Source organism: Enterobacter sp. R-1.6.2 (assembly GCF_035064085.1).
GTDB lineage: Bacteria > Pseudomonadota > Gammaproteobacteria > Enterobacterales > Enterobacteriaceae > Enterobacter > Enterobacter asburiae_B.
This window is the reverse complement of record NZ_JASEYI010000005.1, coordinates 150,083-174,806: the sequence shown is the minus strand read 5'-3', so window position 1 is coordinate 174,806 and position 24,724 is coordinate 150,083. Positions and strand designations below refer to the sequence as shown.

7 protein-coding genes are annotated in these 24,724 nt (G+C 60.9%); 4 read left to right on the top strand and 3 right to left on the bottom strand.

Features of this window, described 5'->3' with window-relative positions; genetic code table 11:
- Positions 1–15: 15 nt before the first annotated feature.
- A complete protein-coding gene (locus QMN93_RS07990) occupies positions 16–810 on the top strand; it encodes a YdcF family protein (RefSeq protein WP_193139220.1) in 795 nt (264 codons plus the stop codon).
- A 53-nt stretch (positions 811–863) separates the two neighbouring features.
- Here the strand turns inward: QMN93_RS07990 and gap are convergent, their stop codons facing one another.
- Positions 864–1,865, bottom strand: a complete 1,002-nt coding sequence (gene gap, locus QMN93_RS07985; protein ID WP_069302795.1) for a type I glyceraldehyde-3-phosphate dehydrogenase — start codon at positions 1,863–1,865, stop codon at positions 864–866.
- 189 nt (positions 1,866–2,054) lie between these two features.
- Between gap and cybB the strand changes: the two genes are divergently transcribed.
- Positions 2,055–2,585 (top strand): cytochrome b561, encoded by a 531-nt coding sequence (cybB, locus tag QMN93_RS07980; RefSeq protein WP_069302796.1) that lies wholly within the window; start codon positions 2,055–2,057, stop codon positions 2,583–2,585.
- Between the two features lie 110 nt (positions 2,586–2,695).
- Here the strand turns inward: cybB and QMN93_RS07975 are convergent, their stop codons facing one another.
- Positions 2,696–3,763 carry an oxidoreductase gene (locus tag QMN93_RS07975; protein ID WP_193139222.1) on the bottom strand — a complete coding sequence of 356 codons (1,068 nt, stop codon included), beginning with the start codon at positions 3,761–3,763 and terminating at the stop codon, positions 2,696–2,698.
- A gap of 13 nt (positions 3,764–3,776) precedes the next feature.
- On the bottom strand, positions 3,777–4,520 hold the full coding sequence (locus tag QMN93_RS07970; protein WP_033145477.1) for a DeoR/GlpR family DNA-binding transcription regulator: 744 nt from the start codon (positions 4,518–4,520) through the stop codon (positions 3,777–3,779).
- Between the two features lie 738 nt (positions 4,521–5,258).
- Here QMN93_RS07970 and QMN93_RS07965 point away from each other — a divergent pair.
- Together QMN93_RS07965 and QMN93_RS07960 are read left to right on the top strand one after the other, a co-directional pair.
- Complete coding sequence (locus QMN93_RS07965) at positions 5,259–6,596, top strand: TolC family outer membrane protein (RefSeq protein WP_193139224.1); 1,338 nt, start codon at positions 5,259–5,261, stop codon at positions 6,594–6,596.
- Positions 6,597–6,717: 121 nt separating this feature from the next.
- A complete protein-coding gene (locus QMN93_RS07960) occupies positions 6,718–24,723 on the top strand; it encodes an Ig-like domain-containing protein (protein WP_193139226.1) in 18,006 nt (6,001 codons plus the stop codon).
- Position 24,724: the final 1 nt, after the last annotated feature.

Here is a 24,724-nt window from a genome sequence, read left to right as displayed (position 1 = left end):
GAGAAGGAGTTCATCATGGAACAGCCCCATTTTCCCATCCTGCCGGATGCCACGCTGGCGGCTATCAATACTGTCGGTGAATGGCTGGCGCAGGACGACCTGAGCGACAGCCGCCAGCCCCCGGACGTCGATGCGGTGATCCTGGCAGGAAACGCGGTGATCCCGACCATTGAGGCGGCCTGCCGTATTGCCGCGCAGAGAGACATCCCGCTCCTGATTAGCGGCGGTATTGGTCATTCAACCGCGTTTTTATATTCAGCTATCGGCAGTCATCCGCGTTATCACACCTTGCCCGTCGAAGGGCGGGCGGAAGCGAGCATTCTTGCCGACATTGCGCGGGAGTTCTGGCAGATCCCCGATGCGCGCCTGTGGATTGAAGATCGCTCCACCAACTGCGGTGAGAACGCGCTCTTTAGCTGGAACATGCTGAAACAGCATCAGCGAGCGACCGGGCGGGTGCTGGTGGTGCAGGACCCGACGATGCAGCGCCGTACGATGGCGACGTTTGCCCGCGTTTGTCGGGATGAGCCCGTGTCACCGCAGTGGATAAGCCATCCCGGGTTTACGCCAACGCTGCACAATGGCAAAGAGGGCGTGGAGTTTAGCGCGGGCAATAGCGGACTGTGGCCCGTTGACCGCTACCTGTCACTGGTTCTGGGGGAGCTGCCGCGTTTGTATGATGACGTTAACGGCTATGGTCCGGCCGGGCGGGATTTTATCGCGCACGTTGAATTCCCGGATGCTGTGATTGCCGCATGGGAACAGTTACAGCAGGACCCGGTTCTGAAGGGGGCGCGTAAAATAATCTAAGCACGGAACCATTCCCTCGCCCCATTGGGGAGAGGGTTAGGGTGAGGGGAAAATCACAGCGCCGCAAACTTATCCAGCGTCCGCACCATCTGCGTCACGAAACCATATTCGTTGTCATACCAGGCTACCGCTTTCACCAGCTGCAGCTCTCCCGCTTCTGACACCTCCGTCTGCGTGGCGTCAAACACCGAACCATAATGCGAGCCAATCACATCGGACGACACAATCTCTTCGTCGGTATACCCGAACGATTTATTGCCCTGCGTCGCCTTTTTCAGCGCGGCGTTGATCTCCTCAACGGTCACTTTCTTGCCCAGAATCGCCACCAGCTCGGTGACTGAACCCGTCTTTACCGGCACGCGCTGCGCGTGGCCCTTCAGCTTGCCGCTGAGCGCAGGGATCACCAGACCGATGGCCTTTGCCGCACCGGTGGTGTGGGGAATGATATTCTCTGCCGCCGCCCGCGAGGCGCGAAGGTCTTTCCCGCGCGGGCCATCCACCAGCGCCTGCGTACCGGTATAGGCATGGATGGTGGTCATGGTGCCCACTTTTATTTCAAACGCATCGTTCAGGGCTTTTGCCAGCGGGGCGAGGCAGTTGGTGGTGCAGGATGCGACGGAAATAATGGTGTCACTGGCGTCAATGGTGTCGTCATTCACGCTGTAGACGATGGTTTTCATCTCGCCCGCAGGCGCAGAGATCAGCACTTTCTTCGCCCCGGCGTCCAGGTGCGCCCGTGATTTCTCTTCAGAGGTATAAAAGCCGGTGCACTCCACGACGATATCCACGCCTGCGGCTTTCCACGGAATGTGCTTCGCCTCTTTTTCGGCGTACACCGCAATGGTTTTACCGTCGACAATCAGCGCATCCTCGGTGAAATCGACGCTCCACGGGAAGCCACCGTAGTTGGAATCATGCCTGAGCAGGTAGGCCAGCACTTTCGGTGAGGTGAGGTCGTTGATGGCGACGACGGTATTGCTGTCCTGGGTTTCAAGAAGGCGACGCAGTACAAGGCGCCCAATGCGTCCAAAGCCGTTAATGCCAATTTTACTCATGGTGTTCTCCTGTAAACGTGTCGATGCGACAGTTTGAACTCATCCAGGCTTAGAACATCACGGGCAGGGCGGCAATTGAAGATGCTTCATGCGGGAGGAAGTATTTGAAAAACCATACAGAAAAGTTAATGAATTTTTAAGGAAAGGAGATTATGTTGGCGCGGTAACTGTTTTTAATCGGGAAATCACATGCGCACTAAATATACAAGCCTGCAAATCGGCATCCACTGGCTGGTGTTTCTGTTAATCATCGTCGCCTACTGCGCCATGGAGTTCAAAGGTTTCTTCCCGCGCACCGCGCGTCCAGCGATCAATATGATCCACGTCTCGTGCGGTATCAGTATCCTGGTGCTGATGGTGACGCGTCTGCTGGTTCGCCTGAAATTCCGCGCGCCGCCGATTCAGCCAAAGCCAAAAGCGATGGTGACGGGGATGTCCCATCTGGGGCACCTGGTGGTGTATCTGCTGTTTATTGCGCTGCCGCTGATTGGCATTGTGATGATGTATAACAGGGGCAGCGACTGGTTTGCTTTCGGCCTGGCGATGCCGCATGCGGCGGAGTCCAATTTCGACCTGGTTGATATGTTGAAAGAGTGGCACGAGACGCTGGCGAACCTGGGCTACTTTGTGATTGGCCTGCACGCGGCGGCGGCGCTGATGCATCACTATTTCTGGAAAGATAATACTCTTCTGCGCATGATGCCGAAAAAGCGTCAGTAGTGCTGAAACATTGTCGTCGCCTTTCTTGCCCGGCGGCGCTTCGCTTGCACGGGCCTACAAACGGCTCTGAATCGTAGGCCGGGTAAGCGCAGCGCCACCCGGCTTATTTTTTAACCCAGCAGCGCACGCTCTTCGGCAGTTAACGCCAGCGCCTGCGTTGATCCCGTCTCCGACGACTTCACCGCCGCTTCCAGCACGGCCATGACCGCCAGTGCCTCAACAGGGTGGACAGGATTGGTGATTTTCCCGAGCAGCGCATCACGTACGTTGACGTAATACTGGCGCTGATCGCCTTTCGGGGTAGGGATCGTCTGCGGTGCGCCGTCGGCCCCAAAGAACACCATGCTGTCGTCGTCTTCGCCCCAGGTTTCACTGCCGGGGATCACCCCTGCGAGCAGCTGCGCTTCCTGCTGGTCAATTCTGGCTTTCACCACGCTGCCCTTGTCCCCGTGGACGCTAAAGCGCGCCGTACCGCCAGCAACCAGCATGCTGGCGTGCAGAATGACCTTATGCTCCGGGTAGTTTAAGACCACGTGCGCCCAGTCGTTAATTTCTGCGCCGTCGCGCAGCGTCGCGATATTCCCCTGAACCGACTCCGGCAGGCCAAAGAGCTGAAGCGTCTGGTCAATCAGGTGAGGGCCCAGATCAAACCACAGACCGCTCCCGGGGACGTTCTGCTCGCGCCAGCGCACGCGCACTTCCGGGCGGAAGCGGTCGATGTGCGATTCCAGGTGTTTAACCTTGCCGAGCGTGCCTTGCTCAATAATCTGCTTAATGCCGAGGAAATCGCTGTCCCAGCGGCGGTTGTGGAAGACGGAGAGCAGCAGCTGCTTTTCATCCGCCAGCGCAATGAGGTCGCGGGCTTCCTGCATATCGAGGGTAAAAGGCTTGTCCACGACCACGTGTTTCCCCGAGTTCAGGGCCAGCGTCGCCAGCGGGGCGTGCGTGGCGTTGGGGGAGGCAATCACCACCAGATCGATATCAGGATGCTGAATGGCCTCTTCCGGTGTCGCTACTACCTGTACATCCGGCAGATCGCGTTTAACCTTCTCTTCATCACGAGAAGAGACCACGGCCAGCTTAATCCCGTCCACAGACTGGATCAGCGGGGCATGGAAGGTTTTACCGACAAATCCATACCCGATCAGCGCAATGTTGATTGTTTGAACTTTATTCATGACCTTCTCCACGTTAATTCGCGCACACCGTAACCTGCAGTGCGCTATGGTCCCCAAGCTCAGGCCAGGGACGATCTAAAAAGAGTTGTTGAATGCTGGATAACCCGGAAACCAGATACGGTTCGCAGCGGTTAATTTTCAGATGGTCGGCGACAATCCAGTGCGCATGGCTTGCGTCCAGCATCGCGCGTTTCACCTCGGCATCCGCTTCTTTACCGGCGCTCAAACCGAGTTCGGCATGAATGGCGCACGCCCCAAGAATGGCGATATCTGCCCGATAACGGGACAGCAAAGACAGCGTGGCGCTGCCGGCAAACAGTCGCTGCTTGTGGTCCCATTTCCCGCCGAGCAGGATCAGCTCAATGTCTTCCCGGTCGCTAAAATGCTGGGCGATATCCAGCGAGGGGGTAATAACGGTGAGCGGCCCCTGAAGAAAGGTGGCGACGGCCATCACCGTGCTTCCGGCATCCAGAAACAGGGTGGAGCCCGGTGGAACCTGCTGTGCGACCTGTTTACCCAGGCGCTGTTTGGTCTCCGGCAGCAGCGTATTGCGGCCCTGACGGTTCATGGCGGAGAGGTTGAGCGCGATGGCGCCGCCGTGGTTCTTCTGCGCAAGGCCCTGGTTTTCCAGGTCGGTCAGATCCCGACGAATGGTATCCGCCGAAACCTGCAGCTTTTCAGCCAGGTCGGTGATGCTGGCCTGGCCTTGCTCGCTGAGGATATCCAGGACGTAGCGTTGACGAGCGGTTTTGTGCATGGGGTACATTCCTGCAAAATGTCGCAATAGTTTGCATAATACAGCATTTTGACGCAGAGAGAAGGGGAATGTCCTCAGGACGATGTGCGGCGGCGTGATAATTCAGATAGGTGATTATTAAAATTTTATTAAGCAGGTATAAGTAAGCCGTTTTGAATGTTAATCACAATGTTATTGTTATGTTTTATTTAACGATTTGGGTTATGTAACCAGCGTATCGCCATTGCGTGGTGTTAAATGCTGTTTAATGGAAATTATGCAGTGTTTAATTGCTTTAATTAGTTTTTTAAAAGTTTTTAATTTTAAATTTATCCCTTTGGCTACGTAAACTGACACTTCTTTGAAAATCTTTGTGTCTGACTCGCTCTGAAATTAACGCAAAAATGTGCACGGAGGGAATTAAGAATTTTCCTTAGATAACAGAGAGTTTATATGTTTCATCTGAAAGGATACTTTTAGAGTTTTGTCCAGAAACCCCATATTTTTTCTTGCTTGTAACACCACATTAACATTGTGGCTGTAGTGGGGTATAACACATTTTGTTATGCTGCTAACCAGTTTAAGAAATAAGTAAATTCTTAATTGAAATAAGATGCGGGCAGATCTCATCTCCGATGGAAATGGGTATGGGGAGTATTACCTGAAATTCAGCAAGGTAGCTAAATAAGATATTTGTCTAATTATCTGTACCTCTTCTTGGGTATTTGCTTGAGTATCACTCAGAGTCAGGGAGATAACATGACGATATTACGAAAGCCTATGTTACGCCGATTTACAGCAGCACTGGCATTCATTTCATTAGCCATAAATACGGCTTTCGCCAATAGTAATCAGGTGGGTATTGCCCCGGTGGCAACCACAACCTTAAAAGAAAGTATTCTTTTTGCGATCGATCGCGATCCGTCAATTAGCCAGCAGGCCGCGCAATTAGGTATTGGCCAGGCACAAATAGATGAAGCGCGCAGCGGCTGGATGCCGCAAATATCGTTGAACGGGAGTACAGGGCACAGCCAGACCACCGATTCCAGCGGGTCGCTGAAGAATTCAGCCGCCTGGGGGCTGAGCCTGACGCAGCTGCTGTACGATTTTGGCAAGACCAATAACAGCATCAGCCAGTCCTCCGCCCAGCGCGATAGCTACCGCTATCAGCTGATGGGCACGCTTTCTGACGTGGCGGAAAAAACGGCGCTGAGCTATGTCGAGGTCAAACGCTATTCCGATCTGCTGCAGGCGGCAAAAGATAACGTACAGGCGCTCAAGAACGTCGAGCAGCTGGCAAAGCTTCGCGCAGACGCGGGCGTGAGTTCTACGTCCGATGAGCTTCAGACCCGCACGCGCATTGCCGGCATGCAGGCGACGGTCGCGCAGTATCACGCCGCCTTAAACAGCGCGCGCGCCAGGCTTGCGGTATTAACCGGAATGCAGGCAGAGGCCTATTCGCCGGTGCCCGCGAATCTTGCCGTGGAGCCGGACTCGCTCAACCGCATCGATTATTCCCTGATACCGGCGGTGATGGCCGCGCAGAACATGGAACGTTCGGCCCAGTATGGCGTGGAAACGGCGAAGTCCCAGCACTGGCCGACGTTAAGCCTGAAGGGGGGGCGCACCCGTTATGAATCGGACAACCGTTCCTACTGGGACGACCAGATACAGCTCAATATCGACGCGCCGCTGTATCAGGGGGGCGCGGTTTCCGCGCGCGTTCGACAGGCGGAAGGCGCACGGGCCATGGCCTCCTCTCAGGTCGATCAGGCGCGTTTCGATGTCCTGCAAAAGGCCTCCGTCGCGCAGGCTGACTGGACCGGCGCGCGGGGACGAATGGAGGCGGGGAAGCAACAGCTGGAAAATGCGCTGCGGGCCCGCGATGTTTATAAAAATGAATACACCCTGAGCAAGCGGAGCATTAACGATCTGCTCAGCGTTGAGCAGGATGTCTGGCAGGCCACCTCAGCGAAAATAATCGCCGAGTATGACGGCTGGAGTTCGGCAATTAATTATGCTTCCGCGGTTGATAATTTAATGCCGCTTATTGGAATAGAGAAAAACGCTGCCGCAAAATTACCCGACTTGAGTTAATAAAAGACGCGCAGTGTTGCGCAAAGTAAGACTGAAAATAATGGGTGTTTTTTCCCAGGGATAGCTACATCCGTCTGGTGGACATATCCACAGGAATCCGTACACCTGCAAGGAGAAGAATATGAGTAACATGAAAGTTGTTGATGTCATCATTCGCAAAACGGCGGAGAAAACGAAATTAACCGGCGAAGGAAATCTGTCGGTCTCTATTTCATCGCCGAGCGTGATTGAAATCCAGGGCTCTGCTCAGGATGTGGCGCGTTATGTCCGCCAGGGTAAAGATCTCCTCATTTATATGAAAGATGGCAGCGTTATTCGCTGCAATAACTATTTTGTCGAAGATCCAGAAACGCATAATCAGTCAGAGCTGGTGTTCAACGACCGTCAGGAACTGACGCATATTTCTTTTGCCGATGCCGGGGAAGCGTCAGGCGTTGCGGTGACCGAGTTAACCGCTCAGGCCACACCGATTAGCAGCATTCAACCTTTCCTCGAGCAGGAAAGCGTTTTAAGCGACGCGCCGTGGGGCTGGATTGCGGGGGCTGCGTTAGGCGGCGGTGCCATCGGGGCACTGCTGGCAAACGGCGATGACGGCGAAACTAAAACAAAAGTCATTGATAATACAAAAGAAGTTGAAAGCGCCACGCCGACCTTCTTGCTGTCGGATAAAGCGGGTGACAAGCAGGGCGTGCTTAGCGCAAACGAGATCACGGACGACAGCAACCCGACCTTTAGCGGTACCGGTCAGCCGGGCGCGACCATCCAGATCAAAGACAGCAGCGGCAGCACCATTGCCAGCGCCATGGTCGGTAAAGACGGCACCTGGACGGTAATATTACCGACCCAGACGGACGGGGAGCACACCTGGTCAGTCGTGCAGATCGACGGCAGTAAAACCACCTCTGCGGGCAGTATCACCGTGACGGTCTCTACCGCCGACGCCGCCATTACGCTGGCCACCACGGCGGGCGATAACGTGCTGAACGCCAGCGAGCAATCCGCGGGCTTTACGCTTTCCGGTGCCAGCAAAAACCTGGCGCAGGGTACCGCACTCACCGTGACGCTGAACGGCAAAACCTACGCGGCTGAAGTCGGGGCAGACGGCGCGTGGAGTGTTAACGTGCCTGCGGCGGACGCGCAGGCGCTGGGCGACGGTACCTGGACGGTCAACGTGAGCGGTAAAGACGCGGCGGGTAACACCGTCAGCGGAAGCCAGACGATTGGGGTGGATACCACCGCGCCAACCCTCTCTGTCGATACCCTCGCGCAGGACAACATCATTAATGCGGCTGAGCACAGCCAGCCGCTGACCCTGACCGGTAAAACGAATGCGGAAGCCGGTCAGATCGTCACGGTCACGCTGAACGGTAAAAACTATAACGCCACGGTGGGCAGCGACGGCACCTGGTCCGTCACGCTTGATGTGAACGACGTGCAGGCGCTGAGTGAGGGTAATCACACCCTGACGGTTAACGTTAGCGACAAAGCGGGCAACGGCTCGTCCGTGACGGCAGATTTCACGGTGGATACCGCCGCGCCGATCGTCACCATCCATACCGTGGCGGGCGACGATATCCTCAATATCAGCGAGCAGGGCCAGGCGCACATTATTTCCGGCCTGGCGAGCGGTGCCGCCGCGGGCGATGTGGTCACCGTGACCCTTGGCGGCCAGACCTTCACCGGTGTGGTGCTGGCGGACGGCAGCTGGAGCGTGGGCGTTCCGGCGTCCGTGCTGGGCGCGCTGGGTGAAGGCAACCACACGCTTTCGGTTTCCGTCACTGACGCGGCAGGCAACACCGGCAGCGCCACGCACGGCATTACGCTGAGCGGACACCCGCCGGAATTTACGATTGACGCCATCAGCCAGGATAACGTCCTGAATGCCCAGGAGGCGATGCAGCCGCTGAGCCTGACCGGCACCAGCAACCTGCCGGACGGCTCCACCGTCACCGTGACGCTGAACAACGTCAGCTATCAGGCAACCGTCGAAAACGGTATCTGGGCTGTCCAGGTGCCGGTGTCCGACGTCCTGAATCTGGCGAACACGCTTTATACCGTCAGCGTCAGCGGGACCGACAGCGTGGGTAACAGCGGTTCTGCCGAGGCGAATCTGCTGGTGGATACCGTTCTTCCGCAGGTCATTATCAATACGTTTGCGGGCGACAACCTGGTCAATAACGCCGAAGCGGGCGTCGATCAAACCCTCAGCGGTCGCGTTACCGGCGCGGCGGCGGGCGATACCGTCTCCATCACCGCAGGCGGCAAGAGCTACACCGCAACGGTTGGCAGCGACCTGACCTGGAGCGTGAAAATCCCGTCAGCGGATCTTCAGGCGTTCGGCGACGGGGATTTGACCTTCACCGCGTCCGTCACCAACGGGCACGGCAATACCGGCACCGGCGAGCGTGATATCAACATCAACGCGGAGCTGCCGGGCCTGCGCGTGAACACCATTTCCGGCGATGACGTGATCAACGCCATCGAACAGCAGCAGGATCTGAGCGTCACCGGCTCCAGCACCCATCTGGCCGCGGGCACGCAGATTGTCGTCACCATCAACAATGTGGAGTACGTCACCGCGGTTAACGCCAGCGGCAGCTGGCAGATCGGCGTTCCGGCGGTGGACCTGCAGGCCTGGACGGCGGGCGGCATGACGGTTAGCGTCAGCGCGGTAGATGCCTGGGGCAATCCCGTTGCGGCTGAACACCCGATTGAACTCGATCTGAACGCCGTGGCGGTCACCATTGATACCGTCTCCGGCGATGACCTGCTGAATGCGGCAGAAAAAGGCGGTGATTTAACCCTTTCCGGCCAGACGCAGGGCGTGGAGGTGGGGCAGACCGTGGTGGTGAAATTCGCCGACCAGACCTTCACCGCGCAGGTGCAGCAGGATGGCTCCTGGAGCCTGACAGTACCCGCCAGCGCTATGGAAACCCTGATCGACGGGCGCGCGCAGGTGAGCGTCAGCGTCACTAACGTCAGCGGCAACAGCGCCGACGCCGCGCGTGTGGTCACGGTGGATACGCAGCCTCCGGCGATTACGCTCGATAACCTGACCGCCGACAACATCATCAATGCCGCTGAAGCGCAGCAGGATTTACTGTTAAGCGGCAGCAGCAGTGCGGAACCTGGCCAGACGGTCACCGTGACGCTGAACGGCAAAACGTATCAGACCACGGTCCAGACGGACGGTACGTGGCAGCTGAGCGTGCCTGCGGCTGACGTGGGTGACCTTAACGACGGCATTGTGACCGTGACGGCCACCGTCAGCGACGTGGCGGGCAACGCCAGCAGCGCGGACCGCGTGGGTCTGGTGGACGCAACCGTACCGCAGGTGACCATTAACGACTTTGTCACCGACACCAACACCGTTAACCAGCTCGCCCATTCACAGGCGCAGATCCTGAGCGGCTCCGTCACCGGTGCGGCGGCGGGCGACCTGGTCACCATCACCATTAACAGCGTCGATTACACCACCGTGGTGGATGCGGCGGGGAACTGGAGCCTTGGCCTGCCGGCGTCCGTCGTGCAGGGACTGACTGACGGCACCTGGACCATCGACGTCTCCGTGACCGACCGATCCGGCAACACCGGAAGCAGTTCGCTGGATGTGGTGGTGAATACCGTGACGCCTGTTATCGGTATTAACACGCTGGCGGCGGACGACGTGATCAACGCGACCGAGAAGGGCGAAGATCTGCTGCTCTCCGGCACCAGCAACCAGCCGGAAGGCACGACCATTACGGTGACCCTGAACGGCATTCAGTACACCGCCACCGCTGACGCCAGCGGAAACTGGAGCGTGACCGTACCGGCCTCGGCCGTAAGCGCGCTGGGAGAAGCCCATTACACCGTGACGGCGAGCGTCACGGATAGCGCAGGCAACAGCGCCTCAACCTCGCACGATGTGCTGGTGGACAGCTCGCTGCCGGTGGTAACGATCGACACCCTGGCGGGCGACAATATCGTTAACGCAGCGGAAGTAGCGGCAGGGCAAACCCTGACCGGTAAGGTGACGAACGCGGCGGCAGGTGACACTGTCACCATTATCCTTGGCGGCCAGACCTACACGGCTACCGTGCAGGACGATCTGTCCTGGAGCCTGCCGTTAAGCGAGAGCCAGTTAACCGCGCTCGGCAACGGCGACCTCACCGTATCCGCCAGCGTGACCAACGCGCACGGCAATACCGGCTCTTCTTCTCACGACTTCACCATCGACGCCCAGATCCCGGGACTGCGTATTGATACCGTGGCGGGTGACGACGTAATTAACGTGATTGAACACGCTCAGAACCTGATTGTGTCCGGTACCAGCACCGATCTGGCGGCGGGCAACACCGTGACCGTGACCATCAACGGCAAAACCTATTCGGCAACGGTACTGGCGGACGGCACCTGGCAGGCGGCGGTACCGGCGGCCGACGTGTCCCAGTGGGCGGACGGTTCGCTGGATATCAAGGCAAGCGCGCAGGATGCCTCCGGCAACCCGGTGGCTATCGGCACCGTTGTGGATGTGGATCTCACCCCGGTTGCCATCAGCATCGACAGCGTGACCGACGATAACGTGCTTAACGCGGCGGAAAAAGGCCAGGATCTGGTGCTTTCCGGCACCACCTCCAACGTTGAAGCGGGTCAGACCGTGACCATTACCTTTGCGGGTAAAACCTATACCACGACGGTGGATGCCAGCGGCGACTGGACCTGGACCGTTCCGGCAGCCGATTTGAGCGGCCTGAAAGACGGTGACGCCAGCGTGCAGGTAACCGTCACCAGCGTGAACGGCAACGCGGCGTCTTCGGCGCAGGAATTCAGCGTCGACACTACCGCGCCGACGGTGACCATCAACACCATCAGCCATGATAATATGCTGAACGCGGCAGAGGCGGCGCAGGATCTGACCCTGAGCGGCACCTCTACTGCCGAAGCAGGCCAGACGGTCACCGTGACCTTCAACGGCAATCAGTACACCGCGCAGGTGCAGGCGGACGGCAGCTGGACGCTCGACGTTCCGGCGGCGGATATGGCAGGCATCGCCGACGGCAGCGCGGCGGTGACGGCGACCGTGTCCGACAAAGCAGGCAACCCGGCCAGCGCGGGCTCTTCGGTGCTGGTCGACACCACCGTACCGCAGATTTCGTTCAACATCGTCGCGGGCGACGACGTCGTGAATATTGCCGAGCACGGCCAGGCGCTGATCGTCTCCGGTAAGGTCACGGGCGCGCAGGCGGGTGACGTGATTACCGTGACCCTGAACGGCAAAGACTACACCGCCATGCTGGACGCGTCCGGCAGCTGGAGCGTGGGCGTTCCGGCGGCGGACGTGGGCGCGCTGGTTAACGGCGAACAGACGATCTCCGCGACACTCACCGATAAAGCCGGTAACAGCACCACCGCGACGCACGCGTTTGACGTTTCCCTGATCGCGCCGGTGGTTGCCATCAATACCCTGGCGGTTGACGACGTGATCAACGCGACCGAGAAAGGCCAGGATCTGCTGGTGTCCGGCACCAGCAACCAGCCGGACGGAACCACCATTACGGTGACCCTGAACGGTATCAGCTATACGGCCACCACCGACGCCAGCGGGAACTGGAGCATCAGCGTTCCGGCGGCAAACGTCTCCGCGCTGGGCGAAGCGAGCTACGTGGTGACGGCGAGCGTAACCGACACCGCGGGCAACAGCGCAAGCACCGGCCACAGCGTGCTGGTTGACAGCGCGCTGCCGCAGGTCACCATCAACCCTGTCGCCACGGACGATGTCATTAACGCAGCGGAAGTGGCTGCCGGGCAGACCCTGAGCGGCAAAGTGAGCGGCGCGGCGAGCGGTGACACTGTCACGATTTCAATTGGCGGCAATACGTACACCGCGATGGTTCAGGACGATCTGAGCTGGTCGGTCAACGTGCCGTCCACGGTCTTAACCGCCATCGGTAACGGCGATCTGACCGTGTCAGCCAGCGTCACCAACGGCCACGGCAACACCGGAACCGGCGAGCGCGAAATCGTTATAGACGCTAACCTGCCGGGCCTGCGCGTGGATACCGTGGCGGGCGACGATGTCATCAACAGCATTGAGCACGCTCAAAACCTGATTATCACCGGCTCCAGCGAAGGCCTGGCAACGGGCGCGGCGTTAACGGTGACCGTCAACGGCAAAACCTACGCCGCAACCGTGCTTGCAGACGGCACCTGGACGGCGGCCATTCCGGCGGCAGACGTCAGCGCGCTGAATGCGGGCACGATTGCCGTGACCGTGGAAGGCCAGAGCGCGGCGGGCAATCCGGTTTCCATCAGCCACGACGTGAAGGTGGATCTGGCGGCAGTCGCCATCAGCATTAACCCGATTGCATCGGACGACGTAATCAACGCGGCTGAGAAAGGCGCGGACCTGGTGCTGTCTGGCTCGACCTCCAACGTGGAAGAAAACCAGACCGTCACCATTACCTTCGGCGGCAAGTCGTACACCGCGACGGTCGATGCCGACGGCAACTGGACGGCGACCGTACCGTCCGCTGATTTGGGCAGCCTGAAAGACGGCGATGCCAGCGTGCAGGCGAGCGTCACCAACGTGAACGGCAACGGCGCGTCGGCGGGCCGCGAGTACAGCGTGGACGCGACCGCGCCGACGGTATCTATTGAGATCGTCAGCGACAACAACATCATCAATGCTGCCGAAGCGCAGCAGGATCTGGTCGTTAACGGCGTGACCAACGCCGAAGCGGGCCAGACCGTCACCGTGACGCTGAACGGCGTGGACTACACCACCACCGTGCAGGCAAACGGCAGCTGGAGCGTGACCGTGCCGTCCGCGGATCTGAGCGGTATTACCGACGGCAACTACACCATCAGCGCCGCCGTGTCTGATAAGGCGGGCAACCCGGCCTCAGCGGATCGCGACGTGCTGGTCGATACCACCGTCCCGCAGCTGACCATCCACACCGTTTCCGACGACGACGTGATCAACAGCGCCGAGCATGCGCAGGCACTGATTGTCACGGGTTCTGTGACCGGTGCGGCGGCGGGCGATGTGGTCACCGTCACCCTCAACGGCAAATCGTACACCGCCACCCTGGATGCCTCAGGCAACTGGAGCGTGGGCGTGCCTGCGGCGGACGTTACCGCCCTGGCCGCCGGAGATTACACCATTACCGCGGCGCTGACCGATAAAGCGGGCAACAGCAACAGCGCCACGCACGGCGTAGAGGTGAACCTGACCGCGCCGGTGCTGACCATTGACACCGTTTCCGGTGACGATGCGATCAACAATGCCGAGAAAACCCAGGATCTAACGATCTCCGGTACGGCTTCCGGCCTGGCGGCAGGCGCGGTGGTGACCGTGATGCTGAACGGTAAAGCGTACAGCGCGCAGGTGGACGATAACGGAAAATGGACGACTACCATTCCGGCGAACGAGGTCGGTCAGCTGGGCGAGGCGCTTTATACCGTCACCGCCTCAGCAACGGACAGGGTCGGCAACAATACCAGCGCGTCGCACACCGTGAACGTGGAATCCGTTCTGCCGGGCGTGATCGTCAACACCATTGCAGGTGACGACGTCATTAACGCGGCGGAGCTGGCAGCCGGGCAGACCATCAGCGGTAAGGTGGTGAATGCCGAAGCGGGCAACACCGTGACCGTGACCATTGGCGGCAACAGCTACACCGCAACGGTGCAGAGCGATCTCACCTGGTCCGTTAACGTGCCGGAATCCGTGCTGACCGCGCTGGGCAACGGCGATTTGACGGTGTCAGCCAGCGTCACGAACGGCGTGGGCAATAGCGGAACGGGCGAACGCGAAATCGTGATAGACGCTAACCTGCCGGGCCTGCGCGTGGATACCGTGGCGGGTGACGACGTGATCAACAGCATCGAACACGGGCAGAATCTGATTATCACCGGCACCAGCGACGGGCTGGCGGCGGGCGCGGCGCTGACCGTCACCGTAAACGGCAAAACCTATCCGGCGACCGTGCTGGCGGACGGCACCTGGAGCGCGGCGATCCCTGCGGCGGACGTGGGTGCGCTGGCCGCAGGCACGGTTACCGTGACCGTTGCGGGCCAGAGCAGCGCCGGTAACCCGGTCTCCATCAGCCACGATGTGACGGTGGATCTGGCGAGCGTTGCCATCAGCATTGACGCCATCGCCACCGACGACGTGATTAACGCGGCCGAGAAGGGCGCAGATCTGGTGCTCTCCGGCACTACCTCGAACGTTGAGGAAAACCAGACCGTCACCATCACCTTCGGCGTCAAGAGCTACACCGCGACCGTCGGCGCCGACGGCAAATGGACCGCCACGGTGCCAGCGGCCGATCTGGCGGGTCTGAAAGACGGCGACGCCAGCGTGCAGGTGAGCGTCACTAACGTGAACGGCAACAGCGCCTCGGCGGGCCGCGAGTACAGCGTGGATGCGACCGCACCGTCCGTGACCATCAATACCCTGGCGAACGACGACATTCTGAATGCCGCCGAAGCGAAGAGCGATCTGGCCGTATCCGGTACCAGCACCGCCGAAGCGGGCCAGACGGTCACCGTATCGCTGAACGGCAAAGACTACACCACAACCGTCAGCGCGGACGGCAGCTGGACGCTGAACGTCCCGGCGGCGGATCTGGCTGGATTCACCGACGGCAGTGTGACCGTCACCGCATCGGTCAGCGATAAAGCGGGTAACCCGGCGTCCGTGGATCACAACCTGGCGGTAGATATCACCGCGCCTTCGGTGACCATCAACACCGTGGCGGGCGACGATGTCATTAACATCGCAGAACACGGCCAGGCGCAAATCATCAGCGGCACCGCCACCGGCGCGGCAGCGGGCGATAAGGTCACCGTAACGATTGGCGGCCAGACCTACACCACCGTGCTGGACGCGGCGGGGAACTGGAGCGTGGGCGTACCGGCGAACGTCATTTCCGGCCTCAGCGACGGCACCGTGACCGTCACGGCGTCAGTCACCGACGCGGCGGGCAACACCGGTACCGGCAGCCATGACGTGACCGTCGATACCGGTCTGCCATCGGTGGCCTTCAACGCCATCAGCGATGACAACGTGCTGAACGCGGTGGAGAAAGGTCAGGATCTGAGCGTCAGCGGCACCAGCGCCAACCTCGCGGAAGGCACCGTGGTGACCGTGACCCTCAACGGTAAAAACTACACGGCGACGACGGCGGCAGACGGCACCTGGAGCCTGACCGTTCCGGCAGCGGATCTGGCCGGTCTCGGCCAGGCCAATTACACCCTGAACGCGACCGCCACCAACGGCGTGGGCAACAGCGTGAGCAATACCGCGAACCTGCTGGTGGACACCGCGCTGCCGACCGTCACCATCAACACCGTGGCGGGCGACAACGTCATCAACGCGGCGGAAGTGGCAGCAGGCCAGACCCTGAGCGGCACCGTGGCGAACGCCGAAGCGGGCAATACCGTTACCGTCACCCTTGGCGGCAACAGCTACACCGCAACGGTGCAGAACGATCTGACCTGGTCCGTGAACGTGCCGTCTGACGTGCTGACCGCGCTGGGCAACGGCAGCCTGAGCGTGACGGCGACCGTCACCAACGGCCACGGCAACACCGGCACCGGCGAGCGCGAAATCGCTATCGACGCTAACCTGCCGGGCCTGCGCGTCGACACCGTCGCGGGTGATGACGTGGTCAACACCATCGAACACGCGCAGAACCTGATCGTCACCGGCTCCAGCGACGGGCTGGCGGCAGGCACGGCGCTGACCGTCACCGTCAACGGTAAAGACTATGCGGCGACGGTGCTGGCGGACGGCACCTGGAGCGCGGCGATCCCGTCCTCCGACGTGAGCGCGTGGCCGGAAGGCACCGTCAAAATCAGCGTGACCGGCGACAGCTCTGCGGGTAACCCGATTACCATCAGCCACGACGTGACGGTAGATCTGGCGACCGTTGCCATCAGCATCAACGCCATCGCCACCGACGACGTGATTAACGCGGCGGAGAAGGGCGCGGATCTGGTGCTGTCCGGTGCGACCACCAACGTGGAAGCCGGGCAGACCGTGACCATCAGCCTGAACGGCAAAATCTACACAACTACCGTGGACGACAGCGGTAACTGGACCTGGACCGTACCGTCTGCGGACCTGGTACACCTCAGGGACGGTGACGCCAGCGTGCAGGTGAGCGTCACCAACGTGAACGGCAACAGCGCCTCGGCGGGGCGCGAGTACAGCGTGGATGCAACCGCGCCGTCCGTGACCATTCATACCCTGGCGGCTGACGATATTCTGAACGCCGCAGAAGCGCAGTCCGATTTGACCGTATCCGGCACCACCACCGCCGAAGCGGGCCAGACCGTGACCGTGACGCTGAACGGCAAAGACTACACCACAACCGCAGGCGCGGACGGCAGCTGGACGCTGAGCGTTCCGGCGGCGGATCTGGCATCGCTCGGCGACGGCAGCGTCACCGTGACGGCGAGCGTCAGCGACAAGGCGGGCAACCCGGCGTCGGCGGATCGCAATCTGACGGTGGACGTGACCGTGCCTGCGGTGACCATCAACACCGTGGCGGGCGATGACGTCATTAACCTCGCAGAACACAGCCAGGCGCATATCGTCAGCGGCACCGCCACCGGCGCGGCAGCGGGCGATAAGGTCACCGTTACGATTGGTGGCCAGACTTACACCACCGTGCTGGACGCGGCGGGGAACTGGAGCGTGGGCGTACCGGCCAGCGTGATTTCCGGCCTCAGCGACGGCACCGTGACCGTCACTGCGTCAGTCACCGACGCGGCGGGCAACACCGGCACCGGCAGCCATAACGTGACCGTCGATACCGGCCTGCCGTCCGTGGCGTTCAACGCCATCAGCGGCGATAACGTGCTGAACGCGGTGGAGAAAGGTCAGGACCTGAGCGTCAGCGGCACCAGCGCCAACCTGGCGGAAGGCACCGTGGTGACCGTGACCCTCAACGGCAAAAACTACACTGCAACGACGGCGGCGGACGGCACCTGGAGCCTGACGGTTCCGGCAGCGGATCTGGCCGGTCTCGGCCAGGCCAATTACACCCTGAACGCGACCACCACCAACGGCGTGGGCAACAGCGTCAGCAACACGGCGACCCTGCTGGTCGATACCGCGCTGCCGACCGTCACCATCAACACCGTGGCGGGCGATAACGTCATCAACGCGGCGGAAGTGGCCGCAGGCCAGACCATCAGCGGTAAGGTAGCGAACGCGGAGGCGGGCAACACGGTAACCGTGACTATCGGCGGCAACAGCTACACCGCAACGGTGCAGAGCGATCTCACCTGGTCCGTGAACGTGCCGGAATCCGTCCTGACGGCGCTGGGCAACGGTGACCTGACGGTGTCAGCATCCGTCACCAACGGCCACGGCAATACCGGCGTGGGCGAGCGCGAAATCACTATCGACGCCAGCCTGCCGGGACTGCGCATTGATACCGTGGCGGGCGACGATGTGATCAACAGCATCGAGCACGGGCAGAATCTGATCGTTACCGGCTCCAGCGACGGGCTGGCGGCAGGCACCACGCTCACCGTGACCGTCAACGGCAAAACCTATGCGGCCTCCGTGCTGGCAGACGGCACATGGAGCGCGGCGATCCCGGCGGCGGACGTTAGCGCGCTGAATGCGGGCACGGTCACCGTGACCGTTGCAGGCCAGAGCGCGGCGGGCAACCCGGTGACCATCAGCCATGACGTGACCGTCGATCTGTCAGCGGTGGCTATCAGCATCGATGCGATTGCCACCGACGACGTGATTAACGCGGCGGAGAAAGGCGCGGATCTGGTGCTGTCCGGCAGCACCTCGAACGTAGAGGAAAACCAGACCGTTACCGTCATCTTCGGCGGCAAGACGTACACCGCGAAAGTCGATGCCGACGGTAACTGGACGGCCACCGTGCCGTCTGCGGATCTCGCGGGCCTGAAGGACGGCGATGCCGGCGTGCAGGTGAGCGTCACCAACGCGCACGGCAACAGCGCCTCGGCGGGCCGCGAGTACAGCGTGGACGCCACCGCGCCAGCCGTGAGCATCGATACGGTCGCAGGCGATAACGTGATTAACGCCAGCGAAGCGGCTGCGGGCGTGGCCATTTCCGGCACCACCACGGCGGAAGTCGGTCAGACGGTCACCGTGACGCTGGGCGGGAAGAGCTATACCGCGCAGGTGCAGCAGGGCGGCATCTGGAGCGTGAACGTGCCGGGCACAGACCTGTCCGCACTGGCGGATAACGGCTACACCGTGCAGGTCAGCGTGAGCGACGCCGCGGGTAACCCGGGCAGCGCGGGCAAAGCGATTACGCTTGATACCACGCCGCCGACCGTCAGCTTTAACGCCGTCGCGGGCGATGACGTCATCAACAGCGTGGAGCACGGGCAGGCGCAGATCGTCAGCGGCACGGCAACCGGCGCGAGCGTCGGCGATAAGCTGGTCATCACCATCGGTTCGAACCAGTACACCACCACCGTTGACGCCAGCGGAAACTGGAGCGTGGGCGTGCCGGCCAGCGTGATTTCCGCGCTGACCGACGGCACCGTGACCCTCAGCGCGACGATTACCGACAGCGCGGGCAACAGCAGCACCCAGACCCACGACGTGGTAGTGAACACGGCCTCCGTGGCGCTGACCATCAATACCCTCAGCGGCGATGACGTCATCAACGCGGCTGAAGCCGGTTCGGCACTGGTAATTAACGGCTCCAGCGCCCAGTTCGCCAGCGGTACGCAGGTCACCGTGACGCTGAACGGCAAGAGTTATACGGCCACCATCCAGAGCGACGGCAGCTGGACGACCACCGTTCCGGCCGCCGACGTGGGCGCCCTGGCCGATGGCGCGAGCTACCAGGTGTCCGTCTCGGCGCAGGACAGCGCGGGCAACAGCGCGTCGGCGACCCACGGCATCAGCGTGGATACCACCGCGCCGGTCGTGAGCATTGCGACGCTGTCGGGTGACGACATGCTGAACGCGCTTGAAGCGCAGCAGCCGCTGACCGTGCACGGCTCTTCAAGCGCGGAAGCGGGCCAGACCGTCACCGTGACGCTGGGCGGCAAAACCTACACTGCCACCGTCGCGAACGACGGGACGTGGACGCTGGATGTTCCTGCAGCCGATTTGGCCGCGCTGAGCCAGGGCGCGCTGACGGTGACCGCCTCGGTCAACGATAAAGCGGGTAATAACGGCCAGACCACGCACACCTTAACGGTCGATACCGTCGCGCCAACCGTGACCATCAGCACCGTGGCCGATGACGATATCGTTAACAACGCGGAGCAGCTGGCGGGCCAGACCATCAGCGGCACCACCACGGCGGAACAGGGCCAGACGGTGACCGTCTCCTTCAACGGGCACAGCTATCAGGCGACCGTCGGGGCGGACGGTTCGTGGTCGGTCTTCGTGCCGGGCCGTGATTTCCTCGGCCTGAGCGACGGGGATTACACCATCACCGCTTCGGTAAGCGACAGGGCGGGCAACCCGGGCAGCGCGACGCACGACGTGACGCTGAACGGCGATGTCCCAACCATCACCATCAACACTTTTGCGCAGGACGATATCGTCAACGCCGCCGAGCACGGCACGCCGCTGGTCGTCAGCGGCACCACCGACGCCCCGGCGGGCCAGACGGTGACCATCACGCTGAACGGTAAAACCTACACGGCGACCGTCCAGAATGACGGCAGCTGGAGCTATACGGTGGGCAGCGCAGACGTGGCCGCGCTGGCGGACGGCGGTTCGTACGTCATTAACGCGCAGGTCAGCAACACCATCGGCAACAGCGGCAGCGATAACCACACCGTGACCGTGGATCTCACCGCGCCGTCGATGGGCATCAGCATTGATTCGCTGCAAAACGACACCGGCCTGAGCGCGAGTGATTTCATCACCAACGATAGCCAGGTGGTGGTCAACGGCTCGCTGACCGCGCAGCTCGGCAATAACGAGAAGGCGCAGATCAGCCTTGACGGCGGCACCACCTGGATTGACCTGACCGTGACCGGCACCACCTGGCGCTACACCGATGGCCGCACCCTGACGGACGGTACGTATCAGTATCAGGTGCGCGTTATCGATAACGCGGGCAACGTGGGGGCGACGGACAGCCAGGACGTGGTGATTGACCTGACGAAGCCTGCGGCGACGACCATTACGGTTGATTCCATCACCCAGGATACGGGTCTGTCCGGCAGCGACTTTATCACCAGCGCCAGCCAGATCAGCCTGAAAGGGACGCTCGGCGCGGCGCTGGGCAGCGGCGACCACGCGCAGATCAGCCTCGACGGCGGCGTTACCTGGACAGACGTCAGCGTCAGCGGCCTGAGCTGGACCTATGTCGATGGCCGCACGCTGGCCGACGGGGATTACAACTACCAGCTGCGCGTGATTGACGACGCGGGCAATATCAGCGCCACCGCCAGCCAGGTGGTGACCATTGATACGGTTGCGCCGGACGCCAGCAAAACGATCGCCATCGACAGCATCAGCGACGATACCGGCCTGAGCGTCAGCGACTTTGTCACTAACGATACGTCCCTGACGCTGCACGGCTCGCTCGGCGCGACGCTGGCCGACGGCGAATATGCCCAGATCAGCATCGACGGCGGCGTCACCTGGCAGAACGTGATTGTTACCGGCAACAGCTGGTACTACGTCGATAGCCGCACGCTGGGTAACCAGACCTATGACTACTACGTTCGCGTGGTGGATGCGGCGGGCAACGTGGGGGCCAGCGCCCATCAGCAGGTGACCGTCGATACGGTCGCCCCGGATGCGGCGATTACGGTGACCGTGGATAACATCACCGTGGATACCGGCTTCGACAATAACGACTTCCTGACCAGTTCGACCTCGTACACGCTGCACGGAACGCTCGGCGCAGAGCTGGGCGCGGGTGAATTCGTGCAGGTGAGCATGGACGGCGGCAGCACCTGGGTGTACGCCACCGTCAGCGGTACGCAGTGGAGCTACAGCGACACCCGTACCCTGACCGACGGCAGCCATAACTACCAGGTGCGGGTCGTTGACCAGGCGGGGAACGTCGGGGCAACCACCTCGCAGGCGGTGACGGTGGATACGCAGGCGCCGCAGTACGGCATCACCATCGACAGCATCAGCGAAGATACCGGCCAGTCCGGGAGTGATTTCATCACCATGGACACCACGCTGACCATCAACGGTTCGCTGGGCAGCGCGCTGGCAAACGACGAGCGCGTACAGATCAGCCTGGACGGCGGGAACACCTGGTCAGATGCCACGGTCACCAACCAGCGCTGGAGCTACACCGATACCCGCGATCTGGCTGACGGGGACTACACCTACCAGGTGCGGATTATCGACCAGGCGGGCAACGTTGGCTCTACCGCCTCTCAGGTGGTGACGGTAGACACCACGCCGCCAACCACAGTGGGAACCGTAGTGAGCTATACCGACGGCGAAGGTGAGCGTCAGGGGACCTTTGGTAGTGCGGTAGCGACGGACGATAACTCGCCGCTGATCAACGGTACGCTTAACCGCGCCCCGGACGACGGTGAAATTGTGCAGCTCTATCGTGACGGGGTCCTGCTCGGCCAGGTGACCATGAACGGCAGCGCAAGCTGGTCCTTCCAGGACAACGGCCTCAGCGACGGCAACCACACCTACATTGTGCGCGTCACCGACAGGGCCGGTAACTACACGGAATCGGACGGCTTTGTGCTGAACGTTGATACCAGCATCCCGACCACCACGGCGGCGATTACCGCGCAGACCACGTCGGACACCACGCCGATCGTCAGCGGTACCGTCTCCGCTGACCTGGTGAACGGTGAATACCTGGTGGTAACGGTGAACGGAAAAACCTACACCTCCCAGACCGGCGGCGCGGTGGTGGTCGATCCGGATCACAACACCTGGTATCTGCAGATCCCGGACGGCGATGCGCTGAGCGTGTCGAGCTACAGCGTGACGGCGCAGGTGAAGAGCAGCGCGGGGAACGGTAATACCACCGGTACGGCGACCGGCAGCCTGGTGATTGATACCACCTCGGTGAATACCGACTGGGCAACCACGGCGGGGAACAGCAACAACTCCACCATGACCCTCGGCATGAACAGCAGCGGTCTGTGGAATATCATTGCTAACGGCCAGTCATACTCCAGCAGCGATAGCTCGACCTATGCCGGAAATGCGCTGACCAACACCCGCGGCTATTACGTGGTGAGCCAGACCGCAGCCGACTTTGACCGTAACGGCACGCAGGATATCTTCGCGACGGAAAATACCTACGCCGGGTCAACGCAGGTGATGTGGACCTACGATGGCAGCACCTATAACGCCAGCCAGCTGGCGATGGGCACCACCATCTGGTACGGCGGCGTGATTGCCTACGACAAAACCGGCGATGGCTATCTGGATCTGGCGTACGGCGATGCCGGCATGGACTCACTGACCTACCTGGTGAACAACAACGGCGTTCTGTCGCCGGACGGCACCGGTGGCGAAGGCGGTTTCTACGGCCAGTTCGATTCCGGGCGTGAAATCTCCGGCGTCGACCTGAACAACGACGGCACGGTGGATATCGTTCAGCACACCAACCGCAGCGGCGCGTACTCGTTAACCGTGATCAACAACAACGGTAACGGCACGCTCTCTATCGGTCAGAACCTGACCAACGTGTTTGTGGCAAACGCCTCGAATACCACCACGGCGGCGTCCATGACGTGGGCGGACTTCAACGGCGATGGCTACATGGATCTGTACCTGGGCAGCAGCTACAACAACAACGGCGGGGTGATCTACTACAACGACGGTACCGGGAAGCTCTCTGCCACCAAGAGCGCGGTGGAAGCCTCTAACGCCACGGCGGGGTATCTGTCGGTGGCGGTGGACTGGAACGGTGACGGGCAGATGGACATCATCAAGCTCAGCACCTACGGCGGCTCGCAGACGGCGACCCTGTTCACCAACAACGGCTACGGTTCCACCTGGACCTCTAGCCAGCTGGCGTCCGGTATTGCCTACGCGACCGGCGTGGCGGCGGTGGACTACAACTGGGACGGCGCGCAGGATCTGCTGGTCTCTCAGCAGAACGGCAAGGTGGTGCTGATGCAAAACAGCAAAACCATTGCTGACGGCACCGCGATGCATCTGCACATTGTCGACAGCGAGGGCATCAACGCCTACTACGGCAACACGGTTAATCTGTACAACGCCGCGGGCGTGCTGGTGGCCTCGCAGATCATCAACGCCCAGTCAGGTATCGGGTCGAACGATACTTCTGCGCTGGTGAGCTTCTACGGTCTGGATCCGAATGAAACCTATTCGGCCGAGATCCTGAAGATCACCAACGGCGTGTCGGATAACGTCACCTGGAGCGGTCTGGAGGCGGGCAACGGCAAAGAGGGCTACGTCCTGACGGCCGAAGCCGCCACCGGCGGACACAGCGGGACCATCACCGGGACCGGGTATAACGACACCTTTATCGCAGAGAACGGCACCTATACCTACAACGGCTCCGGCGGCTGGAATACCCATTCCGACTACGACACCTGGAGCAACACCGGCGGGATGGACGTGGTGGATTACCGGAATGCGACCTCCGGCGTGACCGTTGATTTGCGCCTTTCTACCGCGCAGGACACCGGGTTCGGAACGTCACGACTGCTCAACATTGAGGGGATCAACGGCTCGGACTTCGACGACGTCATTACCGGCAACAGCGGTGATAACCAGTTCGAAGGCCGCGGCGGGAACGACACCTTCAACATCGGCAGCGGCGGTCACGATACGTTGCTCTACAAGCTGATCAACGCCTCGGATGCAACGGGCGGTAACGGCCACGATGTGGTGAACGGCTTTACGGTCGGCACCTGGGAAGGGACCGCGGACACGGATCGCATTGATCTGCGCGATCTGCTCTCCGGCAGCGGCTATACCGGCACGGGCTCGGCGAGCTACGTGAACGGCGTCGCCACCCTGGACAGCAGCGCGGGCAATATCAGCGATTACATCCGCGTGGTGCAGAACGGCAGCAATACCGAGATCCAGGTTGACCTGGACGGCACGGGAGGTCAGTTCTCGCCAACCACGCTGGTGACCCTGAACGGCGTGCAGACGGATCTGGCGACGCTGCTGGCAAACCATCAGCTGTTAATTGCGTAAA

Bases quoted from the DNA above. Each gene is read 5' to 3' on its own strand.
- QMN93_RS07990 (WP_193139220.1), top strand. From the start codon at position 16: ATGGAACAGCCCCATTTTCCCATCCTGCCGGATGCCACGCTGGCGGCT.
- gap (WP_069302795.1), bottom strand. From the start codon at position 1,865: ATGAGTAAAATTGGCATTAACGGCTTTGGACGCATTGGGCGCCTTGTA.
- cybB (WP_069302796.1), top strand. From the start codon at position 2,055: ATGCGCACTAAATATACAAGCCTGCAAATCGGCATCCACTGGCTGGTG.
- QMN93_RS07975 (WP_193139222.1), bottom strand. From the start codon at position 3,763: ATGAATAAAGTTCAAACAATCAACATTGCGCTGATCGGGTATGGATTT.
- QMN93_RS07970 (WP_033145477.1), bottom strand. From the start codon at position 4,520: ATGCACAAAACCGCTCGTCAACGCTACGTCCTGGATATCCTCAGCGAG.
- QMN93_RS07965 (WP_193139224.1), top strand. From the start codon at position 5,259: ATGACGATATTACGAAAGCCTATGTTACGCCGATTTACAGCAGCACTG.
- QMN93_RS07960 (WP_193139226.1), top strand. From the start codon at position 6,718: ATGAGTAACATGAAAGTTGTTGATGTCATCATTCGCAAAACGGCGGAG.